Raw genomic sequence first — 19,202 nt, forward strand, 5'->3', positions numbered from 1 at the left:
TTCTCTTAGGTCAGGCAGTTCGGCCCGAGCAGGCTCTTGAGCTCCCCGAACAGGTCGGCGCTGATCTTCACATGATGGGGCAGCTCGAACACTCGGGCCGTGTGGCCCTTCACCAGCTTGATCCGCACCTCGGAGCTGCCGATGTGGCGGGTGATGACTTCACCCAGCGCCGTCACGGTGTCGGTTGTGGCCCGGGATTCCGCCAGCGTGACCGTCAGCGTGCCGGTTTCCGAGGCCAAGCCGAGCTCGGGCGCGAAAATGCTGTACGCGTGCAGATTCATGCCGTCGTCGCGCAGGCTCACCCGGCCCCGCACGACCACGACCGAGTCGCTGACCAGGTCGGACGAGAACTCCTGATAGGCCTTGCCCATGAACATCACGGCGATCTCCCCACCGAAATCCTCGACCTGGATGATGCCGTATTGGTTGCCCGACTTCTTCGCGATCCGGTGCTGCACGCTGGTGATCAGCCCGGCGATGGTGACGGTGTCGGCATCCTGCGTCTGCTCCGATCCCACCAGGTCCACGATGGTCGTGCTGGCGTGCTTGGCCAGCGGGAGCTCGAGCCCGGCCAGCGGATGGTCGGAGACGTAGAGCCCGAGCATGTCGCGTTCGAGCGCGAGCTTCTCCTTCTTACTCCATTCGGGACGGTCGGGAACCTGCTCGCTCTCTTGCGGGTCGTCGAAGAGGCTGTCGAAGTCGAAGCCGACCATGCCGTGTTGCTCGTCGCGCTTGATCTTGACAGCGGATTCGACCGCGGCTTCGTGGATCTCGAACATGGCCCGGCGGGTCGCGCCGAGCGAGTCGAATGCGCCGGCCTTGATCAAAGACTCGACCGTGCGCTTGTTCGCCACCGGGATCGGCACCTTGCGCAGGAAGTCGTGGAACGACTCAAACGCGCCCTTCTCGGTGCGTGCGGCGCGGATCGCGTCGACCACGTTGAATCCCACGTTGCGCACCGCGCCGAGCCCGAAACGGATGTCCGTGCCCACGGCCGCGAAGTACCCGATCGATTCATTCACGTCGGGCGGTAGAACCTGGATGCCCATCCGGCGGCACTCGTTCAGGTACAGCGCGAGCTTGTCGCGGGAGTCGCCGACGCTGGTCAGCAGCGCGGCCATGTACTCCGCCGGGTACTTCGCCTTGAGGTACGCGGTCCAGTACGAGAGCACCCCGTAGGCGGCCGAGTGCGCCTTGTTGAAGGCGTAGTCGGAAAACGGGAGCAGGATGTCCCAGACGGTCTTCACCGCCTCCATGGAGTAGCCGTTGGCGACCATGCCGCCGGAGAAGCCCTCGAACTGCTTGTCCAGCTCCGACTTCTTCTTCTTGCCCATCGCGCGGCGCAGCAGGTCGGCCTGGCCCAGGGAGAACCCGGCCAGCTTCTGCGCGATCGACATGACCTGCTCCTGATACACGATCAGGCCGTAGGTGGTGCCGATGACGTCGGCCAGCGCCTCCTCGAGCTCCGGGTGGATCGGGATGATCTCCTGCTGGCCGGTCTTCCGCAGCGCATAGTTGGTGTGCGAGTTGGCGCCCATGGGGCCGGGCCGGTACAGGGCGATGACGGCCGAGATGTCTTCGAAGTTGTCGGGCTTCATCAGGCGTAGCAGCGACCGCATGGGCCCGCCGTCGAGCTGGAACACCCCGAGCGTGTCACCGCGGGCGAGCAGCTCGTAGGCGGCCGGGTCTTCCAGGCCCATTTCTTCGAGCACGGGCCGGTGTCCACGGTTCACGGCGATGTTGTCGAGGGTGTCGTCGATGATGGTGAGGTTACGCAGCCCCAGGAAGTCCATCTTGATCAGGCCGAGGGCCTCGGAGGCCGGGTAGTCGAATTGGGTGACGACCTGGCCATCCGCTTCACGCTTCATGATCGGGATGATGTCGATCAGCGGGTCGGAGCTCATGATCACCCCGGCGGCGTGCACGCCCCACTGACGCTTGAGATTCTCCAGGCCGAGGGCGGTGTCGAAGACGGTCCGGGCCTCGGGGTCGGACTCGATCACGGCGCGGAAATCGGCGGCCTCGCGGTAGCGCGCGTGGTCCTTGTCGAACATGCCGGTCAGGGGCACGTCCTTGCCCATGATCGCCGGCGGCATGGCCTTGGTGAGCTTGTCCCCCATGCCGAAGGGGAAGCCGAGCACCCGGGACGCATCCTTGAGGGCCTGCTTGGCCTTGATCGTGCCGTAGGTGACAATCTGGGCGACGCGCTCCTCGCCGTACTTCTCGGTCACGTAGTGGATGACCTCGCCGCGACGGCGCTCGTCGAAGTCCACGTCGAAGTCGGGCATGGAGACGCGGTCAGGGTTCAGGAACCGTTCGAAGATCAGCCCGTGCACGAGCGGGTCCAGGTCGGTGATGCCCATGGCGTAGGCGACCATCGAACCGGCGCCCGACCCGCGGCCGGGACCTACCCGGATGCCCTGCTGTCTGGCCCACATGATGAAGTCGGCCACGACGAGGAAGTACCCGGGGAAGCCCATCTGGATGATGATGCCGATCTCGTAGTCGGCTCGTTTGCGCACCTCGTCCGGGATGCCGTTCGGGTAGCGCTTGGCCAGCCCGATCTCGTTCTCCTTGACGAACCAGCTCTCCTCGTTCTCCCCCTCCGGGCAGGGGAACCGGGGCATGTAGTTGGCCTTGGTGTTGAACTCCACCTGGCAGCGTTCGGCGATCAGCAGCGTGTTGTCGCAGGATTCCGGGTGGTCGCGGAAGAGATGCCGCATTTGCGCGGCGGTCTTCAGGTAGAACTCGTTCGAGTCGAACTTGAAGCGGTTCGGGTCGTCGAGGGTCGAGGCCGACTGCACGCAGAGCAGGGCCGCATGGGCGGTCGCGTCGTGGGCGTGGGTGTAGTGCAGGTCGTTGCTGGCCACGAGCGGCAGTTTGAGTTCGCCGGCGAGTTTGAGCAGGTCGGTCATGGTGCGGCGCTCGATGTCGATGCCGTGGTCCATGATCTCGCAGAAGAAGTTCTCCTTGCCGAAGATGTCCTGGAATTCCCCGGCCGCCTTCTTCGCCTCGTCGTACTGGCCGAGGCGCAGGCGGGTCTGCACTTCGCCGCCCACGCACCCGGTCGTGCCGATCAGCCCGTCCGAGAACTCGGCGAGCAGTTCCCGGTCCATCCGGGGCTTGAAGTAGTACCCCTCCAGGCTGGCCTTGGACGACAGCCGGAACAGGTTGTGCATTCCGGCCGTGGTCTCCGAGAGCAGCGTCATGTGCGTGTACGAACCGGCGCCACCGACGTCGTCACGGTTCTGACCGCTGGTTCCCCAGCGCACCCGGGTCTTGTCCCGCCGGTTGGTTCCGGGGGTGATGTACGCCTCGGTGCCGATGATCGGCTTGATGCCGGCCTCGGTCGCGGTTCGCCAGAAATCGAACGCACCGAACACGTTGCCGTGGTCGGTGATGGCGACCGCCGGCATCCCCTGCTCGATCGCCGCGTTGATCAGCGGTTTGACCCGCGCCGCGCCGTCGAGCATCGAGTACTCGCTATGCACGTGCAGGTGCACGAAGGAATCTGTCGATCCACCCGACTTATTCTGAGAGGACAAAACGGCTCCGAGGTGTTGGAATTGGGCGCTACGCGTCAGGCGTCGCGCAGCACGTCGAGGGCGTGCGCGAGGTCGGCCGGGTAGTCGGTGGTGAAGGTGACCCACTCCCGAGTGTCCGGGTGGTGGAACGCCAGCTGCTTGGCGTGCAGCCACTGGCGGGTCAGACCGAGGCGCGCCGTGATCGAGGGATCCGCGCCGTACATGGCGTCACCCACGCACGGATGTCGCTGGGCGGCCATGTGCACCCGGATCTGATGTGTGCGCCCCGTCTCCAGGTGCACCTCCACCAGTGACGCCGAGGGGAAGGCCTCGAGCGTCTCGTAGTGCGTAACGGAATCCTTGCCGCCGGCGATGACCGCGAACTTCCAGTCCGACCGAGGGTGGCGCCCGATCGGCGCGTCGATCGTGCCGGTGCTCGGATCGGGGTGGCCCTGAACGACGGAGTGGTAGATCTTCTCGACCTCGCGGTCGTGGAAGGCGCGCTTGAGCGCCGTATACGCGGTCTCCGACTTGGCGACGACCATCAGACCGCTGGTACCCACGTCGAGGCGGTGCACGATCCCGGCCCGCTCGCTGGCCCCGGAGGTGGCGATGCGGTAGCCGGCCGCGGAGAGCGCGCCGACCACGGTGGGACCGGTCCAGCCCACACTCGGATGCGCGGCCACCCCGGACGGCTTGTTGATGACCACGATGCTCTCGTCGTCGTGCACGATCGTGAGATCCGGCACCGGGATGGGCACGATCGCCAGGGCCTCCTTGGGCTGCCAGGACACCTCCAGCCACGCTCCATTGTGCAACCGGTCGGATTTACCGGCCACGACCCCGTCCAACGTGACTCCGCCGGCCTCGCAGACTTCGGCCGCGAAGCTGCGTGAGAAGCCGAGGAGCTTGGCGATGCCGGCGTCGACGCGGACTCCGGCGAGTCCGTCCGGGAGAGGAAGGGAGCGTGTTTCCATGGCGAGAATCAGGATGCTATCTGGGTGGGGGTGGATTCGGACGGGTCCGAGGCGTCGGTGCGGCGACCGTCGAGGCCGATTCCGCGAATGGTCAGGTACATGAAGATGATCATGCTCGACACGATCGCCATATCCGCCACGTTGTAAATGGCGGGGATAAGCCAGGGCGTGGAGATGAAATCGATCACGTGACCCAGGCCGAAGGACGGCTCCCTCAGCAGCCGGTCGGTCAGGTTGCCGAGCACGCCGCCGAGCAGGAGCCCGAAGACGACAGACCAGGCCAAAGAGCGGATGCGCCCGGCGAACCAGACCATGAGGATCACCACGGCCACGGCGATGATCGAGAAGATCCACGTCATGCCGGCTGCCAGGGAAAAGGCAGCGCCCGGGTTCCGGACGAAGTGCATTTGCAGCACGTCTCCCAGAACCCGGACGATGTCACCCTCGGTCAGTCTGCTGACGATGAGGTACTTACTGATCTGATCCAGAGCGTAAATTCCCAGGGCCACGACGGCCAGGAGGATCAACGCACCGGGGCGCTTCTTCGTTCGAACCTTAGGCGCCAAAGCTCTGGAAGCTCGACTTCGAGGCGTTGCTCGACTCGACCGGCGACGTGGCGTCGAGGTCGCGCAGCTGGGTCTCGATGTAGCTCTTCAGCTTCTGGCGGTACTCGCGCTCGAACGTGCGCAGATCGTCGATCTTGGTCTCGAGGACGGAGCGCTCCTGGTCGAGAATGCTGAGTTGCGCGCGCTGCTTAGCTTCGGCCTCGGCAACGAGACGGGCTGCGGTGGCGTGGCCTTCGGCGATGAGTGCGTCGCGCTTCTCGGCACCCTCCTTGACATGCTCCTCGTGTAGGCGACGAGCCAGCTGGAGGAGGTTGGTCGTGCCGGCGGTCTCGTCGATGGGCCCGGCGACAACCGGTGAGGCCACGACAGCGGGAGCCACGACGGGCTCCGCGACGGCCTCGGGCGCCGGTGCGACCTCGGCTGCGGCAGCAGGCTCCGCTGCGCCGCCAGAGCTGACGCGAGCCTTGAGCTCCTCGTTCTCTGCAGTCAGTCGGCGAAGTTCAACGACGACCTCGTCGAGGAAGTCATCGACCTCGTCCTGATCGTATCCTTCGCGGAACTTAGTCGACTGGAACCGCTTGTTGACTACATCTTCCGGAGTTAGCGCCATGGCTTTCCACCCTTAAAACTCGAGTTGCGAACATTGTGTTTGCGTTCAACCAACGCTATCAAGGTCCGACGCGTAGTCGGACCGCGTCAGCCCGGCACGCCGTCGGACCAGAATACATGCCCAGTCCGGGGCGCGAGGTAGCGGTCAGCGCATGAGCCCGGTGATCGACATGCCGACGATGACGCAGAGCATGGTGATGCTCCAGCCGAAGTCGAAGGCGATCGGGCCGACCCGAAGCGGCGGCAGGAGCCGGCGGAAGAACTTGATCGGCGGGTCGGTCAGGGAATAGGCCAACTCGATCACGACGAGCAGGGGGCCTTGCGGCCGCCAGGACCGGTTGACACTGCGTACGAGGTCGATGATGAACCGACCCCACATCACGAAGAAGTAGAGCAGGAGGGCGTAGTAGGCGATCGCACCGATCAGGCTGACGGCAAACACGGCGGTAACTACGACTGCGCGAAGAAGGACGCCTCGGCATCGGAGTCCTCCGCGGCATTGTCGCCGGACACGACAACGTGGGACGGGGAGAGCAGGAAGACCTTCGCCGTGACGCGCTCGATCTTCCCGTACAGCCCCTGGGACAGTCCGCTGGCAAAGTCGATGAGGCGGCGCGCATCGGCGTCGCTCATCTGAGACAGGTTGATGATGACCGGGATTCCATCGCGGAAGGACTCCGCGATCACCTGAGCGTCCTTATACTGGCGCGGGTGGACGGTGAGGATTTCATTCATGTCTGAGGCAGCCACATTCTTCGGAGCGGAGGTCTTGCGCAGCGGTGTCACCGATGCGCGACCGGCCGAGGCGGATGCGCCGGCGGTGTGTGACGACGACGCGGTCGACGCGGCGTGCGAGGAATTGGGGGTGGAGTGCGGAGCAGCGGACTTTGATGCCGCAGCACCGGTCGCCGTCGAGTGAGTGGCCGTCGATGCGGGCGCAGTAGCGGGCGCCTCGTACTCGAGTTCCTCGTCTGCCAGACCCAGGTAAACCATGGTTTTCTTGAGCGGGTTGGACATCTCGACCTCCGTGTTGGTGATTCTTCTTGTCCAGATTAACCGGATACCGGGCGTTTCCCGGTGATTGCTGTGCCAATTCGAAGGTGTGTCGCCCCTTCGATGATCGCCTCCGCATAGTCCTGGGACATGCCCATGGACAAGGATTTCGCGTTCGGCGCGATCTGCTGAATCTGCTCACCCAGTTCGCGAACCCGGGCGAAGGATGGGCGCGGTTCTGCACCGAGCGGGGCCACCGCCATCAGCCCGATCAGCCGGAGTCCGGCCGTGGAGAGCACGTGTTCGACGAGTTTGGGCAGCTCCCCCGGAGCGACTCCGCCGCGAGACGGGTCAACCGTGAGGTTCACCTGCACGAAGCAGTCGACGACCGAATCCTCCGACGCCAATGCATCGACAAGCGATGCTCGATCCACGGAGTGGATGACGTCGGCGTAGGCCCGCACCTGCCGGGCCTTCTTCCCCTGCACCTGGCCCACGAAATGCCAGGTGAGGTCGAGGTGGAGGAGATCGGCGGCCTTGGCCTGGGCTTCCTGGTGGCGGCTTTCCCCGAAGTTGCGCACGCCGAGGGCGGCGAGTTCCTGGAGCAGCGAGACGGGCTGGAACTTGGTCACGACGATGGTCGTGAGCTCCGCCGGGTCGCGCCCGGCGGCGGCAGCCGCGGCGACGATCCCACCCTGAACGGCGGTCAATCGTTCCGCGAGGCCACCGGCCCCGGGCCTGACCGAGTCACTCATCTGGCTGCCTGCGGCACTACTTGAGGAAGTCCGGGATGTCCAGGTCGTCCGGGTCTTCCTCGAAGGCCGGGTCGGCCACGGCCGCACCCGGCTCGACGCCGGACCAGACCGACGAGGCTGCGGCATCCGTGTAGGGAGCCGAGTCGGTCGCGCCGACCGCCGCAGCGCCCGCCGTGCCCACACCCGCGCCGGCCGCGACGCCGGCGGCGACCAGGTCCGCGCGGCGCACCTCGACCGCCTTGGCACCGGGCTCACCGCCGTCGAATCCGGCAGCGATGACGGTGACCCGCACCTCGTCGCCCAGGGTGTCGTCGATGACCGCACCGAAGATGATGTTGGCTTCCGGGTGCACGGCTTCCTGCACGAGGCGAGCGGCGTCGTTGATCTCGAAAATTCCGAGGTTGGAGCCACCCTGGATCGAGAGCAGCACGCCATGGGCACCGTCGATCGAGGCCTCGAGCAGCGGGGACGCAACGGCGAGTTCGGCCGCCTTGATGGCTCGGTCCGCGCCGCGGGACGAGCCGATACCCATCAGCGCGGAGCCGGCACCCTGCATGACCGACTTGACGTCGGCGAAGTCGAGGTTGATCAGGCCGGGGGTGGTGATCAGGTCGGTGATGCCCTGCACGCCGGCGAGGAGCACCTGGTCAGCCGTGGCGAAGGCCTCGAGCATGCTGATGCCGCGGTCGCTGATCTCCAGCAGACGGTCGTTCGGCACGACGATGAGGGTGTCGACCTCATTCTTGAGGGAGGCGACGCCGGCCTCGGCCTGAGCCTGGCGGCGCTTGCCCTCGAAGCCGAAGGGCTTGGTGACGACACCGATGGTGAGCGCGCCGATGGACTTGGCGATGCGGGCGACGACCGGCGCACCGCCGGTGCCCGTGCCACCACCCTCGCCGGCCGTGACGAAGACCATGTCCGCGCCGGCCAGAGCCTCTTCGATTTCTTCGGCGTGGTCTTCGGCGGCGCGGCGGCCGACCTCAGGGTCGGCGCCGGCGCCCAGGCCTCGGGTGAGATCGCGGCCCACGTCGAGTTTGACGTCGGCGTCGCTCATCAGCAGCGCCTGGGCATCCGTGTTAATGGCGATGAACTCGACTCCGCGGAGGCCAAGCTCGATCATGCGGTTGACGGCGTTGACACCGCCGCCACCGATTCCAACAACCTTGATGACTGCGAGGTAGTTCTGATTTGTTGTTGACACGTCCGGCCTCCGGTGGAACCCTAAACCTCTTGTCGAAGTTTAAAGTTATGCTGAGTATGCAATTCCTGTTTAGAAAGTTATGCGCCAGTCGATCAGGCTCGGGGAGGCGCGCCCGCGTGTCGCGAAGATCCAACCAACATCTCAGCGGAGAACGGCGCTGTCCGGGGAGGACACGTCGTACTCACCGACGCTGCCGATCGGGTGGCTCACGATCAGGGCAGCGAGCACGACCGCCTTGAAGTCCGACTTCTCCGCACTCCCCCACACGACGCGCGCGCCGCCCACGAGCGTGAGGGTGACGTCGTCCGTGGTGGCGGCGGTGACGGTGTCGAGGGTGGAACGGATGTCTGCCGGCAGGGCCGCGATCACGGCCGCCGCCGCCCGGAAGCCGGCACTGCCGACCCCGGCCCGCGCATCGATCGTGGCGTACCCGGCGGGGCGCTCCGCGCCGCTCTGGATCACTACGCCGGCCGCGTCGACCAGGTCGAACCCGGACTCGGTCACGAGGGCGCCGACGGGCTCCCGCTCGACAATACGCACGACGAGGGTGTTCGGCGGACGGCTCTCGGTGACGTAGCTCTGGATCAGGGTGAAGGCGGACAGCTCCTGTTTCACCTCGGCGAAGTCCACGAGCGGCAGCGGTGTACCCAGCTGGCCGTCGAGGGCGGACTGGATCTGCTCGGCCGGCACCCGGTTCGCCCCGACGACCTCAATGGTGCGCAGCGCCATCAGGGGCGAGAAGGTGCCGACGAGCACGAAGGCGACGAGCGCGGCGAGGGTGCCGAGCGCCGCCAGCCAGACGTTGCGCCGCCGGCGGGAGCGCCAGGTGAAGCGGCGCACCTCCTCCCGCTCATAGAGTTTGCGGGCACGACGGGCGGCCCGGAGCTTGCGTCTGGCCCCGGCCGGAGTCAGCGCAGAGTCGCGGAGCTCCGTGGGTGCGGGCGCGGAGGAAGGGGAAGAGTCCGGCGCCCGCAGCCGGGACACGGGTGCGATCGGGTCGGCGGGAAGCGTGATCGGCTCGGTGTCCGCGTGGTCGCTGTGACCGCTCGACTGGCGTCCTCCCGGCTTGGGACGGCCTGTCTTCGCTGCGGCAGGCTTCGCCCCCGCGCTGTTCGCGGCGGTCGCCTTCGGCCCGGCGGCCCGCTCAGCGCCGGCCGGAGGACGGTCGTAGCCCTCGGGCCGCTTCATGCTCGTCGGCGGGTCATCCGCGCGCCTGCGTGAGCGAGGCGAGCAGCTGGGGAACGATCCGATAGACGTCGCCGCAGCCGAGGGTGACGACGAAGTCGCCGTCCCGGGCGATCGAGGCGACGTAGTCGGCGGCCTCCTGCCAGTCGGGCACGTAGACGACCTTGCCGGCATCCGTGAACCGGTCGGAAACGAGGGCGCCGGTCACGCCGGGCTCCGGGTCCTCCCGGGCGCCGTACACGCCGAGGACGACGGTCTGGTCCGCCTTCTCCTCGAGCGTCTGGGCGAATTCCTGGGCGAACAGCCGAGTGCGACTGTAGAGATGCGGCTGATGCACGGCGATGATCCGACCGCCGCCGACCACCGTGCGGGCGGCGGACAGCGCCGCGGCCACCTCGGTGGGGTGGTGGGCGTAGTCGTCGTAGACGCTGACCCCACCCACGGTGCCGTGCAATTCGAAGCGGCGCTCGGTGCCGCCAAATTCCGAGACGGCGGCCAGGGACGCCTCCGGGGCGAAACCGAGGCCGACGAGCACCGCGAAGGCGCCGGCGGCGTTGATGGCGTTGTGCCGGCCCGGGATTCGGAGGGTGGCGAAGTAGTCGCTTCCGGCCCAGGCCACGCCGAAACGCACCGGTCCGTCGGTGACGACCGAGTGCACGCGCACGTCGGCCGCGGCGTCCTCGCCGAAGGTGATGACCCGTTTGCCGGCGAGCTTGCCCGTCACGCTGACCGCGCCGGCGTCGTCGGAGGAGATGACCACGAACTCGGTCGCGTTCTGTGCGAATTCGACGAACGCGGCCTCGAAGGCCTCAAGCGAACCGTAGTGGTCGAGGTGGTCAGGGTCGACGTTGGTGACCAGGGCGACGGCCGTGTTGTAGAGCAGGAACGAGCCGTCCGACTCGTCGGCTTCGACCACGAAGAGGTCGTCGGTGCCCGCGCCGGCCGACACGCCGAGCGATTCAATCACACCGCCATTGACGAAGCTGGGATGCGTGCCCAGGCCGAGCAGGCCGGTCACAATCATGCCGGTCGAGGTGGTCTTGCCGTGGGCGCCCGCGACGGCGACGAGTCGGTGCTTCTCGATCAGCCAGGCCAGCGCCTGGGAGCGGTGCAGCACGGGCAGGCCGCGTTCGTTCGCCAGCACGTATTCCGGGTTGTCCTGCCAGAGTGCCCCCGTGACGACGAGGCTGTCGGCTTCGCCGACATTCTCCGCGGCGTGGCCAATCGCGATGTGCGCTCCCAGCTCGCGCAGGGCGAGCACGTTGTCGGACTCGCGCACATCCGAGCCGGTCACGGTATGCCCGGCGGCGAGGAACAGCCGGGCGATCCCGCTCATCCCGGAGCCGCCGATGCCCACGAAATGCACCGTGCCGAGGTCACGGGGAATGGTGAGGTTCAGGTCGGGCTTGATCACGGTTGCGGGCTCTTCTCAGTCGGAGACGAATGCTGGTGTGCGTTCGGTGCTGGTGTTCTGGTGCTGAAACAACGTTAGCCGCTGTGACTACGCGAGGGCGGCGTGGATGAAGTCGGTCATTCGCGCCGAGCCGTCGAGTCCCCCGACGGATGCCGCCGCGACGCCCATCCGGCGCACGCGCTCCCGGTCGGTGAGCACGGGAACGAGCTCGTGCTGCACCCAGTTCGGCAGGAAGTCCGCATCGTCGACGAGGATCCCGCCGCCGGCGCCCACGACGTCGGCCGCGTTGAAGCGCTGCTCGCCGTTGCCGACGGGGTAGGGCACGTAGACGGCCGGGATGCCGAGGGCGCTGAGTTCGCACACGGTTCCGGCACCGGCCCGGGACACCGCGAAGTCCGCCGCGGACAGCGCCAGGTCCATCCGGTCGCAGTAGGAGATCAGACGGTAGTGGTGCAGACCTGGGTCTGTCACCTCCGACTTCTCGCCGGTGATGTGCAGCACCTGCCAACCGGCCATGATCAGACCGGGAGCCGAGGAAGCGATGGTGTTGTTCAGGCGCCGAGCGCCCAGGGATCCGCCGGTGACCAGCAGGGTGGGGCGGTCGGCGTCGAGGCCGAAGAACGTCAGGGCCTCCGGGCGCGCCTGAGCCCGGTCAAGCTCGGCGATCTCGGGTCGCAGCGGCATCCCGACGACGTGCGGGTGGCGGATCCGGGTGCCGGGAAAGGCCACCGCGACGTGGCGGGTGAACCAGGCGCCGAGCCGGTTGGCCAGCCCGGCCCGGAAATTGGCCTCGTGGATGACGATCGGCACCCCCGCCCGGCGCGCCGCGAAGTAGGCCGGAGTCGAGACGTAGCCGCCGAACCCGACGACGACGTCGACCGTGCGGAACCGGATCAGATCGGCCACATCGCCAATGGCCTGGTTCAGCCGTGGCAAAAAGGTGAGGGCCTGTCGGTTCGGCCGGCGTGGGAAAGGCAGTCGGGGAACGAAGACGAGCTCGTAGCCGCGGGCCGGCACCAGGCGGGCCTCGAGGCCCTCCTGGGTGCCGAGAACGATGACCGTCGCATCCGGTTCCCGGCTCATAATGGTGTCGGCGACGGCCAGCAACGGGTTCACGTGGCCGGCGGTTCCGCCCCCGGCCAGCAGATAGGTGGTCACTGTCGGGCTCCTGACGTGTCGGGTGACATGGAGCTGCGTCGTGGCGGCTCCGCCTGGTCGCCCCGGGTGAATGAGAGCACGATGCCGATCGCGCCGAGGGTCGTGAGCAGGGCGGTGCCTCCGGCGGAGACCAGCGGGAGCGGAACACCCAGCACCGGGAACACGCCCAGGACCACGCCGATGTTGACGAAGGCCTGGCCGATCAGCCAGACGAGCACGGCGGCCGTCGACACGCGGGCCTGCAGGCTCGTGCTGGTGCGCATGATGCGCAGGAACGCGAAGGCCAGCAGGATGAACATGAATAGGACGACGATGGCCCCGATCAGTCCGAGTTCCTCGCCGACGATGGCGAAAATGTAGTCGTTGTCGGCCGCCGGCAGCCAGGACCACTTGGCCTTGGAGTTGCCGAGCCCGACGCCGAAGATCCCGCCGTTGGCGAGTGCCCAGGTGCCGTGCAGCGGCTGCCAGCAGGGTGCCGAGATGGGGCCATCGAGCTCTTCGCAGCCGGCTCCCATGAAGCTCAGGATGCGGGTCATCCGGTTTGTGCTCGTCAACGCCATCAGAACCGCGAGCACGACCCCGGCGCCGAGAGGCACTGCCAGGAGGCGCAGTCGCACGCCGGCGAAGAACAGGGCTCCGAAGAGGATACCGGCCATGATCAGGACGGTTCCGAGGTCACCGCCGATGAGCACGAGCAGCACGGCGCCGCCGCCCACGCCGAAGACCGGAATGTACACGTGGCGCCAGTCGTCGAGCCGGTTCTCCTTCTGCGACAGGATCATGCCCAGCCAGACGACGAGGGCGAGTTTGATCGCCTCGGAGGGCTGGAACTGGACTCCGCCGACGGACAGCCAGTTGGTGTTGCCGGCCACCTCGACGCCCAGCGGCGTGAACACGACCAGGCATTGCAGGAGGCAGGCGACGATGAGCATCGGCCAGGCCACACGCTGCCAGAACTTCAGCGGCAGGTGGCTGATCATCAGCATCACTGGAACGCCGATCAGCGCGAATCCCCCCTGGCGCAACACGGTGCCGAAGAAGCCGGTGTTCTCCAGGTAGGAGTCGACCGAGGAAGAGGACAGCACCATGACCAAGCCGAACACGACGAGGAACAGTGTCGTGCCGAGCAGCAGAAAATAGCTCGCGGACTCGGACTTGAACACCCGGCCGAAATGAATCCGGGTGGAGGCGACGGGCTCGGCCTCCCTAGGCGCCGGGGTTCGAGGCGGAGTCTTCATCCGCCTCACCTCCCAGGTGCTCCCGTACGGCTTCTGCGAACAACCGGCCCCGCTGGGCGTAGTCGGTGAACTGGTCCATCGACGCCGCGGCCGGAGCCAGCAGCACGACATCGCCGGTTTCTGCGAGACCGGCCGCGAGGCGGACCGCCCCGGGCATCACCTGACCAGTGTCGTCGGCGTCGATCTCGAACACCGGCAGCTCCGGCGCGTGTCGCGCGAATGCGTCCCGTAACACGGAGCGGTCGGCTCCGATGATCACGGCCCCGCGCAGGTGGCCGACGTGCCGGGCCACCAGATCATCGACGTCGACGTCCTTGAGCAGGCCGCCGACCAGCCAGACGACGGTCTCGAAAGCGCTGAGCGAAGCATCCGCCGCATGCGGGTTGGTCGCCTTCGAGTCGTCGATCCAGCGGATGCCGGCAAACTCGGCCACGATCTCGATCCGGTGCGCGTCGAGGTGGAAACCCGCCAGGGCGTCGTGGATGACACCGGGCGCGACACCGAAGGACCGGGCCAGGGCGCTGGCGGCGAGGATGTCGGCGAGCAGGTGCGGCGCGCTGAGCCCGCGGGCCCGGAGTTCCGGCGCGGTGGTGATCTCGATGGCGGTCTCGAACCGGTCCTCGTGGAACGCGCGGTCGCAGAGGATGCCCTCGACAATGCCGAAGTCGCTGGGCCCGGGGGCGCCGAGACCGAAGCCGATCGCCCGGGCGCCCTCCTGCACGTCGGCGTCCTCGACCATGCGGATGGTCGCGGCATCCGCCTTGTTGTAGACGCAGGCCACCCGGGTATTGGCGTAGACGGTGGCTTTCGCATCGCGGTACGCCTCGGCCGAACCGTGCCAGTCGAGGTGGTCGTCGGCGATGTTGAGGCAGACGCTGGAGAACGGCAGGAGGGCGCCGGGACCGGTGCGGGGCAGGTGGTGAAGCTGGTAGCTGGAGAGTTCGACCACGAGCACGTCCCAGCCCTGCGGGTCGCGTACGGCGTCGAGGACGGGCACACCGATGTTGCCGCAGGGTGCGACGCGCAGGCCGGCGGCGGCGAGCATGGTGGCCGTCAGCTGCACGGTGGTGGTCTTGCCGTTGGTGCCGGTGACGAGGATCCACTCGGCTGCGGGCCCGACCTTGTCCCGCAGGCGCCAGGCCAGCTCGATGTCTCCCCAGACCGGGACCCCGGCCTCAGCGGCCCAGAGCAGCAGAGCGTGGTCGGGATGGTAGCCGGGCGAGGCGATCAGAACCTCCGGGCGGTGCCGGGTCAGTTCGTCCGGCACGATGCCGGGCGCCGCCTGCACCAGTTGCGCCCCGATCACGTCGAGCAGGCGGATGGTATCGGCGGGAGCATCGCCGGCCACAACGAGCACATCGGCTCCCAGCTCGGCGAGGGTATCGGCGGCCGCGAAACCCGTGACGCCCAGACCGAGCACGGCCACGCGCAGGCCGGACCAGTCGGCGTGCCAGCTCGTGAGGGCGTCAAGGCGTGCGGCATCCGCTGCAGTGGGCTCGGCGTCGTCCGAGTGTCGACCGGTCACTCGGCGGTCAGCCATTCGAGGTAGAAGGTGCCGACGCCGGCGGCCACGAGCAGCCCGCCGATGATCCAGAAACGCACCACCACGGTGACCTCGGCCCACCCCTTGAGCTCGAAGTGGTGATGGATGGGGCTCATCAGGAAGATGCGCTGGCCGCGGGTCACCTTGAAGTAGGCGCGCTGCACGATCACCGACCCGGCCTCGATCACGAACAGGCCGCCGATCAGCACGAGCAGCAGTTCGGTGCGGCTCAGAATGGCCAGGGCGGCGAGGGCGCCGCCGATGCCGAGCGAACCGGTGTCGCCCAGGAAGATCTTGGCCGGCGAGGTGTTCCACCAGAGGAAGCCGATCAGGCCGCCGACGATGGCCGCGGAGACGATGGCCAGGTCGAGCGGGTCCCGAACGTCGTAGGCGCGGTAGAGGTCGGAGATATCCGCGCCCCCGAAGCGGGCCTGGTTGGACTGCCAGAAGCCGATCACGATGAACGCGCCGATCGACAGGATCGACGACCCGGTGGCGAGCCCGTCGAGGCCGTCGGTGACGTTGACGCCGTTGGACGTGGCCGTCACGATCAGACAGATCCACAGCACGAACAGGGAGATGCCGATGATGCTGCCCAATTGCATGAAGTCCAGCGGCAGATCTCGTAGGAACGAGATCTGGGTCGACGCCGGCGTGACGCCGTTGGCGTTCGGAAACTGGATGGCCAGGATGGCGAACGTGCCGGCCACGAGAACCTGGCCGGTGATCTTGGCCCAACCACCGAGCCCGAGGCTGCGCTGGTTGCGCGTTTTCAGGAAGTCGTCGACGAAGCCGACCATGCCGAGGCCCACCATCATGAACAGCACCAGCAGCGGCGACGCCGTGACCGGGGACCCGGTCAGCCACATTGCCGAGAAATAGCTGACCACGGCGCCGAGGATGATGATGATGCCACCCATGGTGGCCGTGCCGCGCTTGGCGTGGTGGCTCTGCGGGCCGTCGTCGCGGATGAACTGTCCCCAGCCCAGCTTCTTGAACAGCCGGATGAACAGCGGCGTCAGCGACAGGGTAAAGACGAGGGAGAAGGCTCCGGCCATCAAAAGTGCTCTCACGAGAACCACTCTCCCAGACGGTCGCCCAAAAATCTCAGGCCGGCGGAATTGGAGGATTTCACCAGCACGGTGTCCCCCGGTTGCACCGTGGCGCAGAGCAGGTCGAAGGCATCGTCGGCATTCTCGACGAAGGCCGACTCCCCGTCCCAGGATCCCTCGTTGATGGTGCTGATGTGCATGCGCCGGGCGCCCCGCCCGACGACGATGAGCTGGGAGATGTTGAGGCGCACGGCGAGCAGCCCGACCCGGTCGTGCTCCTCACCAGCCAGTTCGCCCAGCTCGCTCATCTCGCCGAGAACCGCGATGGTGCGCCGGCCGGGAACACCGATCTGGGCGAGGGTCTTGAGTGCCGCCGTCATGGAGTCCGGGCTGGCGTTGTAGGCGTCGTTGATGACGGTCACCCCGTCCCGGCCGCCCATGACCTGCATGCGCCAACGTTCGGCGGTCTGCACGGATTCGAGGGCGGAGACGATGTCGTCGATCGGGACCCCCAGGATCTCGGCGGCGGCGGCGGCGGCCAGGGCGTTCATGACATGGTGTTCGCCGAGCACCTGGAACGCCACCGGGCGGGACTGGCCCGAGGCCAGGTGCAGCGTGAACGTCGTTCCGGACGCGGAGGCGTGCACCGCGGTCGCGCGCACTCCCTCCTCGCCGTACTGACCGAACCAGACGATCCGGGCCCGGGTGGAGGCGGCCATACCGGCGACGCGCGGGTCGTCGGTATTCAGCACCGCGACATCCGTCGCCAGCAGCTCGGTGACCATTTCGGTCTTCGCGCGGACCGTGGCCTCGATACCTCCGAATTCGCCGGCGTGGGCGAGGCCGACCTTGAGCACGATCCCGATGTCGGGACGGGCCATCCGGATGAGCCGGGCGATCTCGCCGACACCGCTCGCGCCCATCTCCGCCACCAGGAAACGGGTGTCGCGGGTCAGTTCGAGCATGGTCAGCGGCGCGCCGACCTCGTTGTTGAAAGATGCGCGGGCCGCGACGGTGGGGCCGACACGTTCGAGCACGGCGCGGAGCAGGTTCTTCGTCGTGGTCTTGCCGTTGGATCCGGTGACGGCGACGATCTTGAGGTTGCCGGCTTCCCGCACGCGGGCCACGACGTCGGTGGCGAGGGCGCCGAGGGCGAGCACGGCGTCCGGCACGACGATCTGCGCGACGGGGAGATCAAGGTGTCGTTCGACGATCAGCAGGGTGGCGCCGCGATCGACGGCGGCCGGAGCGAAGAGGTGACCGTCGGTCACCTCACCGGGCTTGGCCACGAAGATGGAGCCGGGAACGGTGTCGCGCGAGTCGGTGTGCACAATTCCGTCGGTCACCGAGTCGATGCCCCGAGAAGTTCCGTCCAGGTGGAGCGTTCCGTCGACGGCCAGGGCGATCTGGCCCAGGGTCAGCGCGATCATCTACAGCCACCCCGCATCGCGCAGCGCCTGGCGGGAATCGTCCCGGGCGGAGTACGGAATCTTCACGCCGGCAACCTCGTGATAATTTTCATGGCCTGGTCCCGCATACAAAATCGCGTCGCCTTCTTTCGCTAGGGAGAGCGCCGTCCGGAACGCCGTTCGGGGGTCGGGCACCTCATAGAACTCGCCGCCGGGCACAGCCTCCCTGGCGGCAGTGAGAAGCGTGGCACGGATGGCCGCGGGGTCTTCGAACCGAGGGTGGAAGTCGGTGATGACAACGACATCCGCCCCGCGGGCCGCGATGGCACCCATATCGGCCCGTTTGGTGGTGTCGCGGTCGCCGTCCGCGCCGAAAACCATGATCAGGCGACCGGTCGTGAACTTGCGAATGGCCGCGAGGGTGTTCAGGAACGCGTCCGGGCTGTGCCCGTAGTCGATGTAGACGAGCGGACCGGTGTCCCCGGAGATGCGCTCGGCGCGCCCGGGGATATAGACGTCGATTCCGCCGTCACGATCGAGGGAATGGGCGATCGCCTCCAGGTCGTAGCCGGATTCGACCAACATCAGGATGGCCAGGGCCGCGTTGGCGGCCATGAACCAGCCAACCAGGGGAACCCGGGTCTGCAGGCGGCGCCCCTCGGGACCCTCGAGCAGGAACTCGGTGTACAGCGCGCTCTCGGAGACGATGGACATGTGCCAGTCGGCGGCGACATCCGGGTTGCTGCTCAGGGTGGTGACGGGGATCCGGCACTCGTCGACGATCCGGCGGCCCCAGTCGGAGTCGACCGTGATGACGCCCCGCCGGGAGCGGTCAGGCTGGAACAGCTCGAGTTTGGCCTGGAAGTACTCGTCGAGGCCCGCGTAGTCGTCGAGGTGGTCGTGACTCAGATTCGTGAACCCGGCGACGTCGAAGACGAGCCCGTCCACGCGGTGGCGGGTCAGCGCCTGGGCGGACACCTCGATCGCAACGGCGCGCACCTCGGCCTCTCGCATGCGGGAGAGGAGGGCGTGCAGCTCGGTTGCCTCCGGGGTCGTCAGCGAGCTCACCACGGCGAGGTCGCCGATGCGGCGCTCGGCCGTCGAAGTGAGCCCGGCCACGACGCCCAGTTGGTTCAGCAGGGCGAAGAGGAGGTAGACCACGCTGGTCTTGCCGTTGGTTCCGGTGACGGAGAAGAGCGTGGCCGGATTGGCGTCGGTGCGGTAGATCCAGGCGGCGACGGCACCGAGCGCGGCGCGCGCGTCCGGGGTCACCAGGATCGGCAGGCCGCTGTCGGCGGCCAGTACCGCCCCGGCCTCATCGGTCAAAATCGCGACCGCGCCGGACTCGCGGGCGCCGGCGGCGTAGGACGCGCCATGACTCGCCCGCCCGGGAACGCCGACATAGAGGTCTCCGGGCTGAACGGTTCGGGAGCTCAGGCTCACGCCGGTGACCTCGAGGCCATCGACATCGCCGTGCACGTACAGTTCGAATTCATCGACCAGTCCCGACAACGATCTGGGGACCGGATGCTGAGGACGGAGAGCCGAGGGTGCCAATTCGGTCACGGGGCTCGCTTT

At 67.4% G+C, this 19,202-nt stretch carries 16 protein-coding genes; all 16 read right to left on the bottom strand.

What is annotated here, in order from left to right:
- Positions 1-5: 5 nt before the first annotated feature.
- Complete coding sequence (gene dnaE / locus E3O18_RS12020; RefSeq protein WP_166784539.1) at positions 6-3,545, bottom strand: DNA polymerase III subunit alpha; 3,540 nt, start codon at positions 3,543-3,545, stop codon at positions 6-8.
- Between the two features lie 35 nt (positions 3,546-3,580).
- The gene (locus E3O18_RS12025) at positions 3,581-4,501 is read right to left on the bottom strand and encodes an RluA family pseudouridine synthase (protein WP_134395432.1); all 921 of its coding nucleotides are present in this window, start codon (positions 4,499-4,501) and stop codon (positions 3,581-3,583) included.
- Between the two features lie 8 nt (positions 4,502-4,509).
- Positions 4,510-5,067: a signal peptidase II gene (lspA, locus tag E3O18_RS12030; protein ID WP_241973256.1), complete on the bottom strand. Its 558-nt coding sequence runs from the start codon at positions 5,065-5,067 to the stop codon at positions 4,510-4,512.
- On the bottom strand, positions 5,057-5,677 hold the full coding sequence (locus tag E3O18_RS12035) for a DivIVA domain-containing protein (protein WP_134395433.1): 621 nt from the start codon (positions 5,675-5,677) through the stop codon (positions 5,057-5,059). Before E3O18_RS12035 ends, lspA begins: the two co-directional genes overlap by 11 nt.
- Before the next feature lie 144 nt (positions 5,678-5,821).
- Complete coding sequence (locus tag E3O18_RS12040) at positions 5,822-6,118, bottom strand: YggT family protein (protein ID WP_104099514.1); 297 nt, start codon at positions 6,116-6,118, stop codon at positions 5,822-5,824.
- An 8-nt stretch (positions 6,119-6,126) separates the two neighbouring features.
- Positions 6,127-6,693: a cell division protein SepF gene (gene sepF / locus E3O18_RS12045; RefSeq protein ID WP_134395434.1), complete on the bottom strand. Its 567-nt coding sequence runs from the start codon at positions 6,691-6,693 to the stop codon at positions 6,127-6,129.
- A gap of 35 nt (positions 6,694-6,728) precedes the next feature.
- Positions 6,729-7,424: a YggS family pyridoxal phosphate-dependent enzyme gene (locus E3O18_RS12050; protein WP_134395435.1), complete on the bottom strand. Its 696-nt coding sequence runs from the start codon at positions 7,422-7,424 to the stop codon at positions 6,729-6,731.
- Between the two features lie 16 nt (positions 7,425-7,440).
- Positions 7,441-8,625 (bottom strand): cell division protein FtsZ, encoded by a 1,185-nt coding sequence (gene ftsZ, locus E3O18_RS12055; protein WP_134395436.1) that lies wholly within the window; start codon positions 8,623-8,625, stop codon positions 7,441-7,443.
- A 141-nt stretch (positions 8,626-8,766) separates the two neighbouring features.
- Positions 8,767-9,813: an FtsQ-type POTRA domain-containing protein gene (locus E3O18_RS12060; RefSeq protein WP_134395437.1), complete on the bottom strand. Its 1,047-nt coding sequence runs from the start codon at positions 9,811-9,813 to the stop codon at positions 8,767-8,769.
- A gap of 13 nt (positions 9,814-9,826) precedes the next feature.
- Positions 9,827-11,224, bottom strand: coding sequence for a UDP-N-acetylmuramate--L-alanine ligase (gene murC, locus E3O18_RS12065; protein ID WP_134395438.1), 1,398 nt, complete (start codon positions 11,222-11,224; stop codon positions 9,827-9,829).
- An 87-nt stretch (positions 11,225-11,311) separates the two neighbouring features.
- Entirely contained in the window at positions 11,312-12,382 is a 1,071-nt protein-coding gene (locus tag E3O18_RS12070; RefSeq protein ID WP_134395439.1) for a UDP-N-acetylglucosamine--N-acetylmuramyl-(pentapeptide) pyrophosphoryl-undecaprenol N-acetylglucosamine transferase, read from the bottom strand.
- Positions 12,379-13,620 (bottom strand): putative lipid II flippase FtsW, encoded by a 1,242-nt coding sequence (gene ftsW, locus E3O18_RS12075; RefSeq protein ID WP_134395440.1) that lies wholly within the window; start codon positions 13,618-13,620, stop codon positions 12,379-12,381. The genes E3O18_RS12070 and ftsW overlap by 4 nt, the downstream gene beginning before the upstream one ends.
- Entirely contained in the window at positions 13,589-15,160 is a 1,572-nt protein-coding gene (gene murD / locus E3O18_RS12080; RefSeq protein WP_134395441.1) for a UDP-N-acetylmuramoyl-L-alanine--D-glutamate ligase, read from the bottom strand. The genes ftsW and murD overlap by 32 nt, the downstream gene beginning before the upstream one ends.
- On the bottom strand, positions 15,142-16,236 hold the full coding sequence (gene mraY / locus E3O18_RS12085; RefSeq protein WP_134395442.1) for a phospho-N-acetylmuramoyl-pentapeptide-transferase: 1,095 nt from the start codon (positions 16,234-16,236) through the stop codon (positions 15,142-15,144). Before mraY ends, murD begins: the two co-directional genes overlap by 19 nt.
- Positions 16,233-17,645, bottom strand: coding sequence for a UDP-N-acetylmuramoyl-tripeptide--D-alanyl-D-alanine ligase (gene murF, locus E3O18_RS12090; protein ID WP_134418169.1), 1,413 nt, complete (start codon positions 17,643-17,645; stop codon positions 16,233-16,235). The genes mraY and murF overlap by 4 nt, the downstream gene beginning before the upstream one ends.
- On the bottom strand, positions 17,646-19,190 hold the full coding sequence (locus tag E3O18_RS12095; protein WP_134395444.1) for a UDP-N-acetylmuramoyl-L-alanyl-D-glutamate--2,6-diaminopimelate ligase: 1,545 nt from the start codon (positions 19,188-19,190) through the stop codon (positions 17,646-17,648).
- Positions 19,191-19,202 lie beyond the last annotated feature (12 nt).

Source organism: Cryobacterium sp. TMT2-42-4 (assembly GCF_004402645.1).
Classification (GTDB): Bacteria; Actinomycetota; Actinomycetes; order Actinomycetales; family Microbacteriaceae; genus Cryobacterium; species Cryobacterium sandaracinum.

What these genes read in the sequence shown, in the direction of transcription:
- E3O18_RS12025 (WP_134395432.1), bottom strand. Translation starts at nt 4,501, where the DNA reads ATGGAAACACGCTCCCTTCCTCTCCCGGACGGACTCGCCGGAGTCCGC.
- E3O18_RS12035 (WP_134395433.1), bottom strand. Translation starts at nt 5,677, where the DNA reads ATGGCGCTAACTCCGGAAGATGTAGTCAACAAGCGGTTCCAGTCGACT.
- sepF (WP_134395434.1), bottom strand. Translation starts at nt 6,693, where the DNA reads ATGTCCAACCCGCTCAAGAAAACCATGGTTTACCTGGGTCTGGCAGAC.
- E3O18_RS12050 (WP_134395435.1), bottom strand. Translation starts at nt 7,424, where the DNA reads ATGAGTGACTCGGTCAGGCCCGGGGCCGGTGGCCTCGCGGAACGATTG.
- E3O18_RS12060 (WP_134395437.1), bottom strand. Translation starts at nt 9,813, where the DNA reads ATGAAGCGGCCCGAGGGCTACGACCGTCCTCCGGCCGGCGCTGAGCGG.
- ftsW (WP_134395440.1), bottom strand. Translation starts at nt 13,620, where the DNA reads ATGAAGACTCCGCCTCGAACCCCGGCGCCTAGGGAGGCCGAGCCCGTC.
- murD (WP_134395441.1), bottom strand. Translation starts at nt 15,160, where the DNA reads ATGGCTGACCGCCGAGTGACCGGTCGACACTCGGACGACGCCGAGCCC.
- murF (WP_134418169.1), bottom strand. Translation starts at nt 17,645, where the DNA reads ATGATCGCGCTGACCCTGGGCCAGATCGCCCTGGCCGTCGACGGAACG.